The organism is Brevibacterium sp. SMBL_HHYL_HB1 (assembly GCF_018208375.1).
Taxonomy (GTDB): domain Bacteria; phylum Actinomycetota; class Actinomycetes; order Actinomycetales; family Brevibacteriaceae; genus Brevibacterium; species Brevibacterium intestinavium.
This window is the reverse complement of record NZ_CP062936.1, coordinates 235,728-252,937: the sequence shown is the minus strand read 5'-3', so window position 1 is coordinate 252,937 and position 17,210 is coordinate 235,728. Positions and strand designations below refer to the sequence as shown.

At 66.4% G+C, this 17,210-nt stretch carries 18 protein-coding genes; 10 read left to right on the top strand and 8 right to left on the bottom strand.

Annotated elements, in window-relative coordinates; all coding sequences use genetic code 11:
- Positions 1–54: 54 nt before the first annotated feature.
- The 3 genes from IG171_RS01180 to IG171_RS01170 all read right to left on the bottom strand — a co-directional run bounded on the left by IG171_RS01180 (position 55) and on the right by IG171_RS01170 (position 2,384).
- Positions 55–993 carry an acyl-CoA thioesterase domain-containing protein gene (locus IG171_RS01180; RefSeq protein ID WP_212129234.1) on the bottom strand — a complete coding sequence of 313 codons (939 nt, stop codon included), beginning with the start codon at positions 991–993 and terminating at the stop codon, positions 55–57.
- A 26-nt stretch (positions 994–1,019) separates the two neighbouring features.
- Complete coding sequence (locus IG171_RS01175) at positions 1,020–1,493, bottom strand: cupin domain-containing protein (protein WP_212129233.1); 474 nt, start codon at positions 1,491–1,493, stop codon at positions 1,020–1,022.
- 63 nt (positions 1,494–1,556) lie between these two features.
- Positions 1,557–2,384: a fumarylacetoacetate hydrolase family protein gene (locus IG171_RS01170; protein WP_212129232.1), complete on the bottom strand. Its 828-nt coding sequence runs from the start codon at positions 2,382–2,384 to the stop codon at positions 1,557–1,559.
- 228 nt (positions 2,385–2,612) lie between these two features.
- Between IG171_RS01170 and IG171_RS01165 the strand changes: the two genes are divergently transcribed.
- A complete protein-coding gene (locus IG171_RS01165; RefSeq protein WP_212129231.1) occupies positions 2,613–3,041 on the top strand; it encodes a RidA family protein in 429 nt (142 codons plus the stop codon).
- An 88-nt stretch (positions 3,042–3,129) separates the two neighbouring features.
- On the opposite strand, the gene IG171_RS01160 is transcribed toward IG171_RS01165, so the two are convergent.
- Complete coding sequence (locus IG171_RS01160) at positions 3,130–3,963, bottom strand: PaaX family transcriptional regulator C-terminal domain-containing protein (protein ID WP_212129230.1); 834 nt, start codon at positions 3,961–3,963, stop codon at positions 3,130–3,132.
- A complete protein-coding gene (locus IG171_RS18925) occupies positions 3,960–4,361 on the bottom strand; it encodes a hotdog domain-containing protein (protein WP_249204370.1) in 402 nt (133 codons plus the stop codon). Before IG171_RS18925 ends, IG171_RS01160 begins: the two co-directional genes overlap by 4 nt.
- Before the next feature lie 289 nt (positions 4,362–4,650).
- Between IG171_RS18925 and IG171_RS01150 the strand changes: the two genes are divergently transcribed.
- The 5 genes from IG171_RS01150 (at position 4,651) to IG171_RS01130 (ending at position 10,454) form a co-directional block, all read left to right on the top strand.
- A complete protein-coding gene (locus IG171_RS01150; protein ID WP_249203909.1) occupies positions 4,651–5,556 on the top strand; it encodes a GntR family transcriptional regulator in 906 nt (301 codons plus the stop codon).
- Between the two features lie 153 nt (positions 5,557–5,709).
- On the top strand, positions 5,710–6,906 hold the full coding sequence (locus tag IG171_RS01145; protein WP_212129227.1) for an FAD/NAD(P)-binding oxidoreductase: 1,197 nt from the start codon (positions 5,710–5,712) through the stop codon (positions 6,904–6,906).
- A 73-nt stretch (positions 6,907–6,979) separates the two neighbouring features.
- Entirely contained in the window at positions 6,980–8,365 is a 1,386-nt protein-coding gene (locus IG171_RS01140; RefSeq protein ID WP_212129225.1) for an MBL fold metallo-hydrolase, read from the top strand.
- 99 nt (positions 8,366–8,464) lie between these two features.
- A complete protein-coding gene (locus IG171_RS01135; RefSeq protein ID WP_212129222.1) occupies positions 8,465–9,232 on the top strand; it encodes a sulfite exporter TauE/SafE family protein in 768 nt (255 codons plus the stop codon).
- Positions 9,233–9,347: 115 nt separating this feature from the next.
- Positions 9,348–10,454 (top strand): hypothetical protein, encoded by a 1,107-nt coding sequence (locus IG171_RS01130; protein WP_212129221.1) that lies wholly within the window; start codon positions 9,348–9,350, stop codon positions 10,452–10,454.
- A gap of 165 nt (positions 10,455–10,619) precedes the next feature.
- On the opposite strand, the gene fdhD is transcribed toward IG171_RS01130, so the two are convergent.
- The 3 genes from fdhD to IG171_RS01115 form a co-directional block, all read right to left on the bottom strand.
- Positions 10,620–11,507 carry a formate dehydrogenase accessory sulfurtransferase FdhD gene (fdhD, locus tag IG171_RS01125; protein ID WP_212129219.1) on the bottom strand — a complete coding sequence of 296 codons (888 nt, stop codon included), beginning with the start codon at positions 11,505–11,507 and terminating at the stop codon, positions 10,620–10,622.
- 128 nt (positions 11,508–11,635) lie between these two features.
- Positions 11,636–12,787, bottom strand: a complete 1,152-nt coding sequence (locus tag IG171_RS01120) for a cytochrome P450 (RefSeq protein ID WP_212129216.1) — start codon at positions 12,785–12,787, stop codon at positions 11,636–11,638.
- A gap of 62 nt (positions 12,788–12,849) precedes the next feature.
- Entirely contained in the window at positions 12,850–13,404 is a 555-nt protein-coding gene (locus IG171_RS01115) for a MogA/MoaB family molybdenum cofactor biosynthesis protein (protein ID WP_212129214.1), read from the bottom strand.
- Positions 13,405–13,552: 148 nt separating this feature from the next.
- On the opposite strand from IG171_RS01115, the gene ftsW reads away from it, so the two are divergent.
- From ftsW to IG171_RS01095, 4 genes are all read left to right on the top strand, one after another.
- Positions 13,553–14,815, top strand: coding sequence for a putative lipid II flippase FtsW (ftsW, locus tag IG171_RS01110; RefSeq protein WP_212129212.1), 1,263 nt, complete (start codon positions 13,553–13,555; stop codon positions 14,813–14,815).
- Positions 14,816–14,925: 110 nt separating this feature from the next.
- Complete coding sequence (locus IG171_RS01105) at positions 14,926–15,414, top strand: MarR family transcriptional regulator (protein ID WP_212129210.1); 489 nt, start codon at positions 14,926–14,928, stop codon at positions 15,412–15,414.
- Between the two features lie 83 nt (positions 15,415–15,497).
- A complete protein-coding gene (locus IG171_RS01100) occupies positions 15,498–16,592 on the top strand; it encodes an LLM class flavin-dependent oxidoreductase (protein ID WP_212129208.1) in 1,095 nt (364 codons plus the stop codon).
- Positions 16,592–17,158 (top strand): NADPH-dependent FMN reductase, encoded by a 567-nt coding sequence (locus tag IG171_RS01095; protein ID WP_212129206.1) that lies wholly within the window; start codon positions 16,592–16,594, stop codon positions 17,156–17,158. The genes IG171_RS01100 and IG171_RS01095 overlap by 1 nt, the downstream gene beginning before the upstream one ends.
- Positions 17,159–17,210: the final 52 nt, after the last annotated feature.

Here is a 17,210-nt window from a genome sequence, read left to right as displayed (position 1 = left end):
TGTGTCCTCTCGTGTGGTGATCAGCGGTGCGGCGGCGCACCGGTGGGATCATGCTTATGGGCGATGGGCGATCATCCCCTCCTGTGCGACGGTCGCCAGCAGGCGGCCGGAGCGGTCGAAGAAGCGTCCGAGGGCGAGTCCGCGGGAGGACTGCAGCGATTCGGCTTCCTGGGCGTAGAGGATCCAGTCATTGACGTCGACGGCCCGGTGGAACCACATCGCATGGTCGAGGCTGGCCGTGGCCAACCCCTGGCTCGACCACGACAGTCCCTGGGCGCGCAGGAGCGGCTCGAGGATCGTGTAGTCGCAGACGTAGCTCAGTCCCACACGATGGAGATCAGCGGTCTCACGCTCGCTCGCCTGCTCCGGCAGCGGGGTGAACGCCTTGAGCCAGACCGCCTGCGTCACGGTCGCCGAAGCGGGCCCGGATCCGGTCTCGGCCGGACCGAGGTAGACCGGACCGGGGATGTGGCGCATGTCGAAGCTGCGTCCGGTGGCCCAGTATTCGGCCGCCGGGCTCGACTCCCCCGCCAAGGCCGCCTCGGCGGTGGCCAGGGAATCCGGGTCGACCCGCAGCTCAGCGGCCGCCTCCCGCTGGTAGTCAAGCCCGGCCTGCGGGACCTGGAAGGATCCGGTGGACAGGAACACGGTCTTGCCGTTCTGCACCGCCCGCACATGCCGGGTCGAGTAATTGCGTCCGTCGCGGATGCGCTCGACGTCGTAGCGGACCGGCTCGAGCATATTCACCGGTCGCATGAACGTCGAGTGAGTCGAATGGATCACTCGGTCCTCACCTGCGGTCGCGATCATCGCGGCCGTGGCCTGGGCGACCATGTCCCCGCCGTAGGCCTTCGGCCATGGGGCGTACTGGGGAACTGCGGTGAAGCTGTCGACCTCGGCTCCGAGTCCGTCGACGGGTTCGATCGGGGTCAGCTGCACCGCCTCGGCGAAGGTCGAGGAGGTCTTCGGATCTGTGATGATGTCGGCTGTCATGCCCACCCTTTCACTGTCGTTGCCGGTCAGGCGCGGCGGTAGCCTGCGAGCTGTTCGTCGGGAACGTCGTCGAGGTTGACGACGATGTTCTCCGGGGTCCGGGTCGTGATCCACACGAGTTCCTCGGTCGTGGACATGTTCGCCTCCACGTGGGGCATGTACGGCGGGACGAAGACCCAGTCGCCTTCGACCATATCGACGTACTCGCTGTAGTCCTCGCCGAAGTAGATGCGGCCGCGTCCCTTGAGGATGCGCCCACCGGTTTCGGCCTCGCCATGGTGATGCGGCAGGGAACGGTAGCCGGGTTCGTTCGAGACCTCGCCGTACCAGATCTTCGTCGCCGGTGTGTGCTGGATCGAGACGCCGGAGATGCGCACGCAGTCACCCGACTGGGTGGTGTTGCGGTCCTCCTCGCCCTTCTTCGTCACCACGGGCACGACCTGGCCGGTGTCATCGGCGTAGATCGAGTTGTCGGCCTCGGTAACTGTCTGCTGTGTCATGGTGCTGTCCTCTCTTCTGGTTGCGGTTTCGGTGTTCAGTCGGTTCCGTTGATCGGTCGTCGATCAGTCGGTGATCGTGTTCGTCAATGTGCCCAGGCCCTCGATGCGGGTTCGCAGCACATCGCCGTCGACGGCGAAGCGCGGCGGCCGCATTCCCTGGCCGACCCCTCCCGGGGTGCCCGTGAGCACGACGTCGCCCGGGCGCAGCGTCGTGAAGGAGCTGATGTAGGAAAGCAGTGCGGCCGGTGGGAAGACCAAGGTGGCGGTGTCGCCGTGTTGGACGCGCTCGTCGTTGATCCACCCCTCGACGGTGAAGCTCGGTTCGGCGCCGAATTCGTCGGCGGTGGTCAGCCAGGGGCCCAGCGGAGTGCTGGCGGTGAAGTTCTTTCCCTGGAACCACTGCAGTGTCCGCTTCTGCCAGTCGCGCATGGACACGTCGTTGGCCACGCAGTAGCCGGCGATCGCCGAGGCGGCCTCCCCTGCATCGGCGCGGCTGAGTTCGGCACCGACGACGACAGCCAGCTCAGCCTCCCAGTCGACGGCCCGGCTGCCGGCGGCCGAGATCGTCTCGTTGGAGCCGGTGAGGGCGTCGGAGTATTTCGCGAACAGCGTCGGATGACTCGGCAGCTCCCGGCCCATCTCGAGGATGTGGTCGGAGTAGTTGAGTCCGCAGCAGATGATCTTGCGCGGGGCGGTCACGACCGAGGCGAACCGGGCCTCGTCGGCGGCCACGACTTCCTCGGCGGAGTCGAGGGCCGATTCGGCTGCGGCCTGCCGATCGGGTGCGGCGAGCAGTTCGGCGACGTCGGTGTGCGGCAGGAGCTTCCATCCTGAGTCCGTGCCCACCGCGGCTCGGGTGGTCTCATCCGTGACCAGGGTTGCAAGCTTCATCGCCTCACCATTCCATCGTCGTCTTGTCTCTCATGTCGCCGGTGGCGACTTGTCGGCGGCACGCCCGGGACTTCATGTATACCCGAACCGTGACGAACGTCAACAACATGAAATGTAACACAGCGCAACGGGGAGGCAACAGGGTTTTGGGCGAATTTTTATGTAGACATATTTACGACCGTCACATATCGTGAATCTCACGACATCAGAACGACACTGGAGGACACCATGACCGAAACGTTGACCAAGACGACCGAACACACGATCGTCAACCCTGAGACCCTGGCCAAGCCCTCCGGCTTCGCACACGGCGTTCGCGCTGGTCGGCGCGTCTACCTCGGCGGGCAGACGGCCCTGGACAAGGACATGAAGATCGTCGAGGGCGGGATCGTCGCACAGTTCGAGCGCGCGTTTTCGAACGTACTCACCACGCTCGCCGAGGCGGGCGGTCAGCCGCAGGACCTCGTGAGCGTGACGATCTACCTCACCGACGTCGACGACTACCTCGCCAACGGTCGCGAGATCGGGAAGCTGTGGCGATCGATGGCCGGCTCGGACTACCCGGCGCTGGCGGGCATCGGCGTTTCGCGCCTGTGGCAGAAGGAGGCGCTCATCGAGATCCAGGGCGTCGCGGAGATCCCGGAATCACGCGCCTGAGCATGGATCGCGCGCCTGAGCAGCAGGCGCGGCCCCGCCTCCCCAGCGGTTCGCCGCCTTCTGCGGTGGTCACTCACCGCCGGGCGCGTCAGTCGCCGAGCACCTGCCCGACGTACCGCCCCGCCTGTGCGGCTACGCGCTGGTGGGCGGTGTAGAACATCTCGCGGCTGCGCGGACCGTTCCAGTCCTCGCCGACGTACTCCGGCGGCAGGGGCGGGATGGCGTAGGGAAGCTCGCGCCACATCGTGAGCATCGGCACGTAGAGCCGGAAGGCATCGCGTTCGGACGCCGAGGCGGTGCGGAGGTTCTCCTCCCACTCCTCGGCGTTCGGCGCGTAGGTGGTGATGAAATCGTCGAACCGCGAGTTGAGTTCGGCGATGTCCCACCACTGGCCGATCTTCTCGGCCAGCTGGCCTTCGTCGACATAGGCGCCGACGAAGAAGTCGACGTACTCGATCAGCCCCTTCCGGCGCAGCACGACCTCGGCGTCGTGGAGATTCGCGGCGGGGGCGATCCACAGGCCCTGGCCGGCATTGCCGAAGCCCAGCCGCGTCAGGGACGAGCGGATCTGGTGACGCAGTGAGCGACGGGATTCGGGCACCGTGAACGTCACGAGCACCCATTCGCCCTTGCTGTCGGGTCGGGTCTGGGCGAAGATGCGCACATCGCCGTCGGAGATCGTATCCGTCATCGTCGGCGCGAGCGCATAGGCCGCCTGCCTGTCCACGCGGGTGGGGTCGAGGATACCCTTGGTCTTGAGTCGCGAGATCGCCGATCGCACTCCTGGGGCGTCGTAGCCCAGGTCCTTCATCAATTGGACGAGATGGGAGATCTTGAGGCTCTCCCGCGGCGGACGCGCATACATTCCGAAGATCGTGATGATGAGATCCTGGTGCCGCAGTTCAGGCCGGGGAATCGTCAACTCTCGCTGCTTTCGGGTCGCGCTCTGGTGTTCTGGTCCTTCTGTCGACTATAGGGCATGAGGGCGTCGCGCCAGGCCTGCGGCCAGGGGCTCGCTGCCGTGTCCCCGCGGGCGACGTGCGCGGTGACCAGCTGCCCGCGGGCCGCGCAGAACGCATCGCCGGAGGCTGCGTCGATCGCTTGCCCGTGGCCCGACTTCGGCTCCGTCAGCACCTCGAAGCCGAAGGTCAGGGAGGTGTTCCCGATGCGTTCGATCCACAGTCGCGTCCTCACCTGCTGACCGAAGGTCACTTTGGACCTGAAGTCGATGCTCTGATGCACGCGCGGGGCGGCCGGGAAGTAGTCGTCGAGCTCGACCTGCCTGATGAGTTCGGCCTCGGCCGCTTCCACCCACCTCATCACGGCTGAGTTGTGGTGGTGGCCAGAAGCGTCCGTATCGACCCATTCGACGCGTGATTCGAGTACGATCTCACGAGGTTGCGCAGAGCTGAGGCCCTGAGGCCGACACCCCTGCGCGCTCTCATCATGCGTTCGCTGCGGGGTGGTCGACACGTACGGCTCCTCCAGATCGACAGCCTGCCTGCAAGCAGTGCAAGTGGGATCGCCGGCGCATCGCCTTGTCAGTGCGTCCACGCAGGCGGACAGGAACTCAAGCATAGCAAGTCTTTACGACCGTCATCACATCGACATGGGTTCGATCGGCACCGACGCAGACCATCGAATCTCTCGCAGACCATCGACGTCGACGCAGACGGCAGCGCAGGGTGCGATCGACTTCGAGCGGGCCACCCGCCGCCCCACGGCCGAGGCGGAGCAGAAACCTCCGATCATCGTCGGGCACACTGGAGACATGGTCATTTCATCTGGACGCTCCTCCTCGGCCGACGACCGAAAGCCGCGCAGCCGCCAGCCGCTGTGGGCGGCCGTTCGCGACGACCTCGAATCCAGAATCCGCTCCGGCGACTTCAGCGACGCCTTCCCCGGCGAGCTCGAGCTGTCGAAGCAGTACGGCGTCAGCCGCTCGACGATCCGGGCAGCGCTGACCCCGCTGCGACGCAAGGGCACGATCACCGCCCAACCGGGGCGGCCCTCCCAGGTCGTCAACGTCTCGGGCGAGCATGCCTTCGGCCCCATCTACAGCCTCTTCGCCGCCGTCAGAGGGGCAGAGATGAGCCAGCGAAGCACCATCCACACAGCCGAGATGGCGACTTCGCCGCAGGCGGCACGGAAGCTCGACCTCGACGCAGACACCGAACTCGTCCACATCGCCAGAACCCGCTATGCCGACGAGGAGCCCTTGGCCGAGGACGAGGTGTGGCTGCGCCCCGAGGCCCACGGGATCCTCGACATGGACCTGAGGAACACGGCTCTGTACGAAGCCCTCCAGCGCTGCTGCGGACTCACCCTGACCTCGGGCGATGAGACCCTGCACTCGATCAACCTCGACCAGGAGCAGGCTCGGGCGCTGTCCTGCGACCCCGGCTCGGCCGCCTTCTTCATCGAACGCATCGGCCGCATCGACGACCGGGCGATCGAATGGCGGCAGACGATCATCCGCGGCGACCGCTTCACCGTCTCGACCTCCTACCCCTGACCCCCCTCCCCCGGGCGAGTTCCAGAACCGATTCACGACAGGGATTCACAAACGCACCAAATGTACGTACATTAAAAATGTACGTACATTACGGATCCCGCACCGACCACCTCGTCGGTGGCACCGTCGTCAACAGTTCAGGGGGAAGCGACCATGGGAATGCACCATAGGATCGTCATCATCGGCGGAGGCAACGCCGGACTCAGCGTGGCGGCACGACTGCGCAACGCCGGTCAGGACGATGTCGCCGTCATCGAACCGCAGACCGAACACTTCTACCAGCCGCTGTGGACGCTCGTCGGCGGCGGTGCGGCCGATCGCGGCGAGAGCGTGCGACCGCAGGCCGAGGTGCTGCCCCAGGGCGCGGCCTGGATCAAGGACGCTGTCACACAGATCCACCCGGACGAGCGCAGGCTCACCCTCGCCTCCGAGGCCGAGATCCGCTACGACTACCTCGTCGTCAGCCCGGGCCTCCAGCTCGATTGGGACCGCATCCCCGGCATGGCCGAGGCCATCGACACTCCGAACGTGTCGAGCAACTACCGGTTCGACCTGGCCCCGAAGACTTGGAAGCTCATCAAGGGCCTGCGCAGGGGAACCGCTGTCTTCACGATGCCCTCGGGCCCGATCAAATGCGCCGGAGCGCCGCAGAAGATCGCCTACCTCGCTGCCGACTACTGGCGCCAGCAGGGTGTGCTCGACGCGATCCGGATCGTCCTCGTCCTACCGACTCCGGCGATGTTCGGCGTCGAGGTGTTCTCGAACGAACTCGACAAGGCCGTCAAGCGCTACGGCATCGACGTCAGGCTGAGCAGCGAGGTCACCGAGATCGACCCGAGCGCTCAGACGGTGACCATCACCGACAACTCCGCCGGGACCAGCGACGAGGTCGGCTACGACATGCTCCATGTCGTGCCGCCGCAGTCGGCACCCGATTGGATCAAGGACAGTCCGGTGAGGAAGGCCGATGACCCCAACGGGTACGTCGACGTCGACCCCAACACGCTGCAGCACACTCAGTGGCCGGAGATCTTCTCCCTCGGCGATGCGGGCTCGACCCCGAATTCGAAGACCGGCGCCGCCATCAGGAAGCAGGCTCCGGTCCTGGTCGACAACCTCCTGTCCGCCATGGAGCACCGCCGCCTGACGGCACGCTACGAAGGCTATGCCTCATGCCCGATCACGACCTCGCGGAAGACCATGCTCCTGGCCGAGTTCGACTACAGCATGCAGCCGGCGCCGAGCATCCCGCTCATCGACACCACCCATGAGCGGCGGGACATGTGGTACCTCAAACGCTACGGCCTGCCCGCCATGTACTGGAACCTCATCCTCAAGGGCCGTGCCTGATCCCACGCACCGCCGGCGACTTCCCCTGCCGACGGCCCTCCACAGCAGTCAGACCACTTAAGAAGGACACACCATGCTTCTCGAACGCATCTACGACGAAGACCTCTCTCAGGCCAGCTACTTCATCGGCTGTCAGCAGACGAACGACGCCATCGTCATCGACCCCCGCCGCGACGTCCAGGTCTACCTCGACATGGCCGAGGCCAACGGCATGCGCATCGCGCATGTGACCGAGACCCACATCCACGCCGACTACCTCTCCGGCACCCGGGAGCTGGCACAGGCGACCGGAGCCACCGTCCACCTCTCCGGCGAAGGCGGAGCGGACTGGCAGTACGGCTTCGACGGCCGCCGCCTCCACGACGGTGACACCATCGAGATCGGCAACCTCACGATCGCCGTCGACCACACTCCGGGGCACACTCCCGAGCATCTGAGCCTCAAGCTCACCGACGGGGCCGCCGCCGATGAGCCCGGCTACCTGTTCACCGGCGACTTCGTCTTCGTCGGCGATCTCGGCCGGCCGGACCTGCTCGACGAGGCGGCCGGCGGAGTCGACACCCGCTACGAAGGCGCCAAGCAGATGTTCGCCAGCCTGCGCGACAAGCTCCTGGCCCTGCCCGACTACGTCCAGATCTACCCGGCCCACGGGTCCGGCAGCGCCTGCGGCAAGGCACTCGGGGCCGTGCCCACGACCACGGTCGGCTACGAACGGAACTTCTCCTGGTGGAGCCACTACGTCGCGAACGACGACGAACAGGGCTTCATCGACGAGCTCCTGGCCGGACAGCCCGACGCTCCCGCCTACTTCGGGCGGATGAAGCGGCAGAACCGTGACGGACCGGCGATCCTCGGACACCGCGACCGCCTGCCCGAGCTCGATGCCGGGGCCGTGAAGAAGGACATCGAGGACGGCTCCATCGTCTTCGTCGACACCCGCGACCAGCACGAGGTCCATCGTGGAACCGTGCCCGGATCGATCAATGTCCCCCTCTTCAACAAACCGGCCACTCACGCCGGCTGGGCCTATGACCCCGAGTCCGATGATCTGCCGCTCGTCGTTCTCGCCGACAACCGTGAACTCGCACAGATGCTGTGGGACCATCTCATCCGGGTCGGCATCGACGATGTCTCCGGTTTCGTCACCGGCCTCGACGGCCTGCCCACCGTTGTGCCCGAACTGGTCTCGCCCGAGGACCTGACCTCGACGAACTTCGATCTGCTCCTCGACGTCCGCAACGCCTCGGAATACGCCGAGGGAACGATCCCGGGGGCACAGCAGCTCAGCGCCGGCAGGGTGCTGTGGAATCAGGACCAGCTGCCCGACGACGGCACGGTCGTGACGTTCTGCCGCAGCGGTGTCCGCAATTCCGTGGCCGCCAGCGCGCTGCGCCGCGCCGGACATCACGTCGTCGAGCTCGAGGGCAGCTACCTCGGCTGGCAGGCCGCTCCGAAGTAAACACCGCTGGCGGGCCGGCCAGAGGCAAATCGGCACAGCTGCGCATCCGGCGGATGATCGCATCGCCGGATGCGCAGCTGTGCCCGGAATCGGGAGCTCATGGACGTCTCACTCATCATCACCTTCGCCCTCGCACTGGTCATCGGCGTGTCCATCGGACTGCTCGGAGGCGGCGGGGCTATCCTCGCCGTCCCCGTACTCACCTACATCACGGGTCTGGAACCGGTGCAGGCGATCCCGTCGTCGCTGCTCATCGTCGGAGTCACCTCGGCGGTCAGCCTGACCCTGCATGCGCTGAAGAAGAAGGTGCAGTGGCGGACGGGGATCATCTTCGGCTTCGCCTCCATGGCGGGCGCGTTCGCCGGGGGCAGGCTCGGCAGCTCGGTCCCCTCGGCGATCCTCATGTTCTCCTTCGCCGCCGTCATGATCGCTGCGGCCGTGGCGATGATCCGCGGCCGGAAGGGCAACGGCGATGAGGAGGAGTCAGCGAAGCTGCCGGTCGTCAAGATCGTCATCACCGGTGCGGTCGTCGGGCTGGTGTCCGGGTTCGTCGGCGCCGGGGGCGGCTTCCTCATCGTCCCCGCACTCGCCCTGCTGGCACGCCTGCCCATGAGACTGGCAGTGGCGACGTCCCTGATGATCGTCACCATGCAGTCGGGGGCCGGGCTGATCGGCTATGCGGTCTCGACGCCTCTTGACTGGGTGCTGGCGCTGAGCATCGCGGCAGCCGCCGTCATCGGTTCGTTCCTCGGGTTCTGGCTCAGCAGTCGGGTCCCCGATCGTGGACTGCGCAAGGGCTTCGGCGTCTTCGTCCTGTTCATCGCCGCGGTCGTCATCGTCGAAGAGACCCTGCAGCTGATCGGGTGAATGCAGACGTACAGAACCCTCAATCCCGTCGAAGACGCCCATTTGCGGTCCGGGTCAGGTAGGCTCAGGAAGGGATAGGGACATTCGTGATCCGCAGTCAAGGAGGCCTCTGTTCATGACCACCACTGCCCAGGGAATCGTCGATTCGCTCGATTTCACCGACCTGTTCTCCCGTGAGGTGGGGACCGGCCCCAAAGCCAGCTTCTACGTTCCCACCGATGTCACCGGCACGAAAGCCGATCGTTCGGCGACGGTGCTGAAGAACCAGATCAACCACGCGGCCGAGCGCTTCCACGAGCTCGGAACGGGCAACGGTGAGACGGAGTCCATCCTGTCCCCGATCCGCGAACTCGTCTCGGACTCCTCGTACTGGAGGCAGCAGAGCCGGGGCTTGGCGATCTTCGCCGAGGCGGGTTTCCACTCGGCGGTGAGGATCCCGATCGAGGTCGAGCAGTCCGTCGTCGTCGACAACCGGTTCGATGTGCTGCCCCTGGTCCCGGTCCTCGAGTCCAGCGGCAAGTGCTACATCCTCGCGCTGGCGAAGAACTCGGTGCGCCTCTTCGATGCCACCCGCAATTCCATCGAGCAGCTGCCGCTCGGCTCCATCCCCGAGTCCTTCGACGAGGTGGTCGGTGACCTTCCCGAACAGTCGCTGCAGTTCCGTGCCGTCGGCGGAGGCGACGCCGCCTTCTACGGTCAGGGCGGAACCGCGGACACCGACTCGATGCTCACCGAGAAGTTCATCCGGGCCGTGGGCAAGGCCGTCGGCGCCGAGCTCGGCACCGCTCGGTCGCAGCCTCTGGTGCTCGCCTCGGTGGCGGAATACCTGCCGATCTTCCGCAAAGCGAGCCCCTATCCGGTCATCCACGACCAGGTCATCCCCGGCAGTCCCGAGCACTCCCAGCCAGAGGATCTGCGTTCGGCGGCGTGGAGGCTGATCAACGACAGTGAGCTCGCCCGCGAGTCGGTCGAACGCGACCGAGCGATGTCGCTGGTCCACAACGGCAAGGGATCGCTCGACCCGGCGGAGATCGCCCATGCCGGCCAGGAGGGCCGCATCGACACGCTCTACCTTCCCCGGACGGGGATCCGACGGCAGTCGAGCGACACCTACGTGCTGGCCAATGACGCGGTCCTGTCGACCGTTCGAACCTCCGGGTCCCTGCGGACCCTGGGCGATGAGGATCGCCCCGACGAGGTCATCGCCACTTTCCGCTACTGACCGCTGGCACGGGACCGGCCGTGCGCATGCGTGCACGGCCGGTCCTGTGTGCACATGTACGCGAGCGCGCATCCGGACGGTCATCCGCACAGGCGGCGCGGTTGCCCGCGCTCCGGCGCCGCGCATCGGCGGGAAGGGTCAGGCCCCGCGCATCGGCAGGAAGGGTCAGGCGACGCGCTCGGGATAGGAGTAGGCGTTGAACCGTCCCCCGCGGTTGAAGCCGATGACGGTCACACCCACGTCCCGGCCGTAGTCGACGGCCATCGCCGAGGGTGCGCTGACCGCCGACATCATCGGGATGCCGGCCATCGCACACTTCTGCACGAGTTCGAACGATGCCCGGGCCGAGACCTGCAGCACCGTCGACCGCAGCGGCAGGCCTTTTTCATGGTTGGCCATGGCCCAGCCGATGACCTTGTCCACGGCGTTGTGCCGGCCCACGTCCTCGCGTCCGATGAGGAGCTCGGGTTCGGCGTCCGGGTCGTCGCCGACGGCGAAGAGCGCAGCGGCATGGGCTCCCCCGGTCTTGTCGAAGATCGTCTGCGTCTGCCTCAGCCTGTCCGGCAGCTGCCCGATGCGAGCGGCGGAGATCAGCTGGGGGAACTCGTACTCCTCATCGTCTTCGAGATGGCAGGAGGCGGGGATGAGCGGGAAGGCCGAGGTCTTCGTCACCGCATCGGCGGCAGCGGTGCCGCAGATCCCGCATGAGGAGGAGGTGTAGACGTTCCGGGCCGGTGCCGACTCGGGATTCCACACGCCCGGTCGCAGCCTCACGCGAGCGACGTTGTAGTTGCGGGTCCCGTCCGGGGCGATGCCGGCGGAGAAGTTGATCTCCTCGATGTCGTCCATGGCGGTCACAACCGCCTCGGAGAGCAGATAGCCGGAGATGAGTTCGACGTCATTGCCGGGGGTGCGCATGGTCACGGCGTACTGTTCGCCATCCAGCTGCATCTCCAGCGGCTCCTCCCCGGCCAGGGAGTCGGGGCCGGCGGAGGTCTCACCGGTGGCGTCGAACTTGTGGACTCTGGCGCGAACCGCCTTGCGCATCTGCATTGCTCACATCCTTCGTCCGTGGTCGTCTCCGTCGTCGGGACCAGCGACTTCCGGGGTACTCACAGCGCGTTCCTTCTTCTGGCCAAGAGCCTGTCACTCACATTGTCCCACGCTCCTGCCGGCGGTTGTCAGACGAGGCGGATCCCAGCGGTGGCGAACCCGCCGACGGGCGGCAGGGCTCTCTTCGCCGGTTGTTCCGGATCGGGTTCGATCCGCGAGGTGCTCTCAAGGACGGCACGGGTCAGCGCGCGCAGCTCGAGCGTGGCCAGCGGCCTGCCCGGACACACGTGCTTGCCGATGCCGTAGACGAGGTTGTACGGGGCGTTGGCCTCGGGATCGAACTGTTCGGAGTCGCCGAAGATGCGCGGGTCCCGGTTGGCCGCCGTCCAGTTGAGGACGACCCGGTCTCCGGCCCGCAGCGTCCGATCGCCGACGGTCACGGTGTCGGTGACGATGCGGCGGTTGGACACGAAGGGATCGTCGATGCGCAGGATCTCGTCGAGGATCGCATCGAATTCGCGGGTCGAGACGCCGGAGCGCAGCCGGTCCTGCACGTGCGAGTGCTTCGCGAGGTAGTTGAGGATGACGCCGGTGCACAGGGCGATCGAGCCGAGGTCTCCCCCGGTCCAGTTGCGCAGGATCGACACGATCTCGTCATCGGTCAGCGGTCTGCCGTCGACTCGGTCCCGAACGAGCTCGGTGGTCACGTCATCGGGTGCGGCATCGCCGGCTTCGCGGCGGGAGTCGGTCAGGCTGCGGATGATCTCGTCGAAGCGCTGGGCGACGGCGGCCGTGCGCGTCCGGTCCCGTGATCGGGTGGCGGCATGGTTGTCGCCGATCCACTCGAGCAGCTCCTCTTCGAGCGCTGCCGGCCATCCCAGCCACATGCTCTGCGCTCGCACGGCGAAGCGGGAGCCGATCTCGACGGCGTCGATCGATCCCGGCACCTCGAGCCGGGAGACGAGGTCGTCGGCGACACGCTCCATCGCCGGTTCGAGCGCCCTCATCCGCTCACGGGTGAAGTAGCGGTCGACGACGGCGCGGAACGCGGTGTGGACCGCCTCGTCGAGGCCGTTGGGCACCTGCAGATGAGCGGACACCGCGTTCGAGAACGTCTGGTGGTCGACTGCCGCGGCCGTGACATCGGCGTGGGTGAACAGTGTCCACGCCCCGCTCGGGCCGCGTGCGACCGGGCACTGCGAGCGCATCTCGTCGTAGGCGGCAATGGGATCGCGTCGAACCCGCGGTCCCCGCGGGTTCCAATCCGGCAGGGCAGTCATGCTTCATTCCTAGCACATGCCTCAGGCCGGACCCGGCCCCGCCCGTCGGCGCAATCGACCGGTCAGACGCGGGGTCCGTGGTCGGTCGTGTCCTCGACGGAGGTCTGGATGTGCTCGAGGAGTTCGTCGATGACGGTGATGCCGTCGGTGACCCCTCCCTTCGAGCCGGGGAAGTTGATGACGAAGGTCCGTCCGCGCACTCCGGCGACCCCGCGGCTCATCACCGCCGAGGCGGTCGCTTCCAGGCCCTTGCGCCACATCGCATAGATCAGGCCCGGCGATTGGCGCTCGAGCAGTTCGGCCGTGAATTCCGGGGTGCGGTCATCCGGTGCCAGACCGGTGCCGCCGCTGGTGACGATGATGCGGGGACGTTCATCTTCGGGAGTGTCGACCAGCAGCTCGCGCAGGGCCTGACCGACGGGTTCGCCGTCGCGGACGACGATGGCCGCGGGAGTCTCGTAGCCGCGTCCGCGCAGCCAGTCGACGAGGATCGGCCCCGTGGTGTCGGCGGCCTCTCCCCTGGCCGCCGAGGTGGAGGCGATGATGACGGCCGCGGACCGACCGGCGCCGAGGAGGCCATCCCCCTGGGAGTCGTCGGAGTTCGTTGCAGTGCTCACGGCTCCATCGTACGTCCCCGCACGGACCTGCCGCCTCGTTTCGAAGTCCGCCCGCAAGCCGACTTGAAGCCCGAGCGGACTCCTGAGATGGTGGTCGGTCATATCGGATCGAGGTCAGTGAGGGTTCATGGACGGTCGGGAGCATGGCATGGGCTCGGCACCCGCTGAAGCAGCGTCGTCGGCGGGTTCCCTGCGCGGTCTGTTCGAACGTCCGTCGAGGCTGCTCCCGGGAACGACGATGCTCGTCATCTCCTGTCTGTGCCTGGTCGGTCTCGGTCTGCTCATGGTGCTCTCGGCGACGTCGATCACCTCGTATGACGGCACCGGGGCTTCGTCCTTCTCCGTGTTCTCACGGCAGGGGATCTTCGCTGCGGCCGGGATGGTCATGATGGTCCTGGCCGCGCTCACTCCGGTCAGGGTCTGGGAACGCCTCGCCTGGCCGCTCATGGGGGCCGGTCTTCTGCTGCTGGCCCTGCCGCTGGTGCCGGGTTTGGGCACCACGGTCAACGGCAGCACGAACTGGCTGCGGATCGGCGGACTGCAGGCACAGCCCTCGGAACTGTTCAAACCCATCCTGGCGGTCTGGTTCGCCGTGGTCCTGGCACGCCTGACCTCCCGGCGCTACCGGCCTCGGGAACTCCTGCTCACTCTCAGCCCCGTGGTCGTCGCGGCCGGGCTCATCGTCGTCGGAGGCGACCTCGGCACGACCTTGGTCCTCATGCTCATGGGACTGGCGGCCCTGTTCGTGTCCGGGGCGCCGAAGCGGTACTTCGCCATCGCCTTCGGAGCCATCTGCGCAGGTGTCACTCTGCTGGTCGTGTCGAGCCCGTACCGGATGGCACGAGTGCGGGCGATGTTCGCCGGCGATGCCCAGAGCGAGGCCGAAGCCCTCGGCCAGCACTGGCAGTCCAATCACGGGCTCTACGCCCTGGCGTCGGGCGGATGGACGGGAGTCGGCCTCGGGGCCAGCCGCGAGAAGTGGTTCTGGCTGGCCGAGGCCCACAACGACTACATCTTCGCGATCATCGGCGAGGAGATCGGCCTGATCGGAACGCTGGCGGTCGTCGCCCTGTTCGCCCTCATCGCCCTGGGGCTCATCCGCGCCTCCCTGATCAGCCGGAACCGAGCCACGAGGATCCTCGGCGCAACCGTCCTCGCCTGGATCGTCGGCCAAGCGCTGATCAACATGGGAGTGGTCACGACCCTGCTGCCGGTCATCGGAGTGCCGCTGCCCCTCGTGTCCTACGGCGGCTCATCGCTGCTGGCCACGCTGACCGGGATCGGCATCGTCCTCGCCTTCGCCCGTGCCGCCCGACCGGACTCGGAGCGACCTGACCAGGGCCGAGAGCCCGCAGCAGACGAGACCGACCAGCGCCGAGGCCTCAGCCGAGTATCGAGCACATCGACGTGAGCGTCGGCGCCGGATCGCACCGGCGAGGCCGTCCGGCTCGGACCGACCCGTATGATCGATGAGATATTCGATGGCCATGACCCATCGATCGCGCAGCACGAGGAGGCACAGTGGAGGACCTGTCACTGAGCACGCTCATCTGGCTGCGGATGGCCCGCTTCGTCCAGAACAGCAATCAGGTCTCGAACGAGTACCTGCGGCAGTTCGGCATCACCGTCGCCCAGTTCGAGGCCCTGGCTCATATCCGCAACTTTCAACCGATCACCCAATCCGACCTCGCCGCGGGCCTGACGGTCAGCGGCGGCGGCATCTCACGGATGCTCGCCCGCCTCGAACGCGAAGGGCTGATCCGCCGGGAGCAGGAGTGGAAGACGAAGCACATCTCTCTGACCGCGGAGGGCAGAGCACTCATCGACCGGGCCTATCCCGCGCAGGTGGCACAGCAGTCGACGATGTTCGATGTCCTTGACGAGGACGAGAAGCGGCAGCTGCACGCACTGATGAAGAAGCTCTACGACAACAGCCGCAGACTCCGCGACGAGGGCCCGCCGCAGGGCAGAGGTCCGCAGCCAGGTGAGGGCCAGCAGCGGGGCTTCTGACACCGATCGAAAGGACGGGAATAATCCTCGACCCCTGTCAGTTGACATGGCAAGTGACATTCGATCAGCACAGAGGAGACACCATGTCCGATGCCGTGAATATGATGGACAGGCTCAGCATCGACCCGAGCCAGGGGCTGCAGTTCGGGGTCTATTCCCTCGGCGACCACCTGCCGGACCCCGTCGCCGGCACCCGGGTCAGCGCCGAGGAGCGCATCCGCGAATTCATCGGCTACGCCGAGGCCGCGGAAGACGCCGGCTTCGACTTCTTCAGCCTCGGCGAGAGCCACCAGGAGTACTTCGCCTCCCAGGCCCACGCCGTCATCCTCGGCGCCATCGCCCAGGCGACGAAGTCGATCCGCATCGGCAGCACCTCGACGATCCTGAGCACCTCCGATCCGGTGCGGGTGTTCGAGAACTTCGCCACCATCGACCTCATCTCCGGCGGACGCGCCGAGCTCGTGGCCGGCCGCGCCTCCCGCGTGGGCCTGTTCGAACTGCTCGGCTACGATCTGCGCGACTACGAGGAGCTGTTCGAGGAGAAGTTCGATCTGCTCCAAAAGATCAACCAGGAGCGGGAGATCACCTGGAGCGGACAGTTCCGAGCGCCTCTGAACAATGCTGAGGTCCTCCCCCGCCCGGCGCAGGAGAGCCTGCCCATCTGGCGTGCGGTGGGTGGAGCACCGGCGAGCGCCATCAAGGCCGGCCTGGCCGGTGTGCCGATGGTCATGGCGCACCTGGGCGGGACCACCTCGGTGTTCAAGACGACCGTCGACTCCTACCGCCAGGCGGCCCGTCATCAGGGACACGATCCGGCCACCCTGCCTGTGGCCACTGCCGGCTTCCTCCACACCGCACCGACCTCGCAGGATGCACTCAAGGAGCTCTACCCGCACATCAACGACGGGATGAAGCGGGTCAACGGCCAGGGCATGCCCAAGCAGCTGTTCGCCCAGAGCGTCGATCCGGCGAGCATCGTCAACATCGGCAGCCCGCAGCAGGTCATCGAGAAGATCCTCCACCAGCACGAGGTCTTCGGCCACCAGCGCTACCTGGCGCAGATCGACTTCGGCGGAATGCCCTATGAGAAGGTGATGGGCCAGATCGAGACCATCGGCTCGGAGATCATCCCGGCCGTGAAGAAGTACACAGCCGCGAAGACAGAGGAGCTCGTCTGATGAAGGTCATCGCCCTCTCCGGATCGAACGTCGGAACCAAGACGCGGACCGTGATGGAGTACGTGACGCAGTCGGTGATGAAGCAGGAGCCGGAGGTCGAGATCGAACTCATCGATCTCGCCGAAGTCGACATGGTCTTCAGCGACGGCCGCAACTTCACCGAGTACACCGGCGACACCGGTCGCCTCACTCGCGCCCTCATGGACGCCGATGCGATCATCATCGGCACCCCGATCTTCCAAGCCTCCATCCCGGCGACGCTGAAGAACGTCTTCGATCTGCTGCCGGTCAATGCTTTTCGGGACAAAGTGGTGAGCATGGTCGCTACGGCCGGTTCGGCCAAGCACTACCTCATCCCCCAGCAGCAGCTGCAGCCGATCCTGTCCTATATGAAGGCTCAGGTCGTCCAGACCTACGCCTTCGTCGAGGAGAAGGACCTGCATCGGAATCAGATCGTCAACGACGATGTGATCCAGCGCCTCGACCGCTTGGCCGAGGACACGATCGTGCTCACGCGCACCTACTCGGAGATCAGAGAGGCCGCGGACGCCGCCTACGGCTTCTGACATCCGGCTCCCGCACTCAGGGTTCGCGTTTTCCGAGGTGCACGCCGGTCAT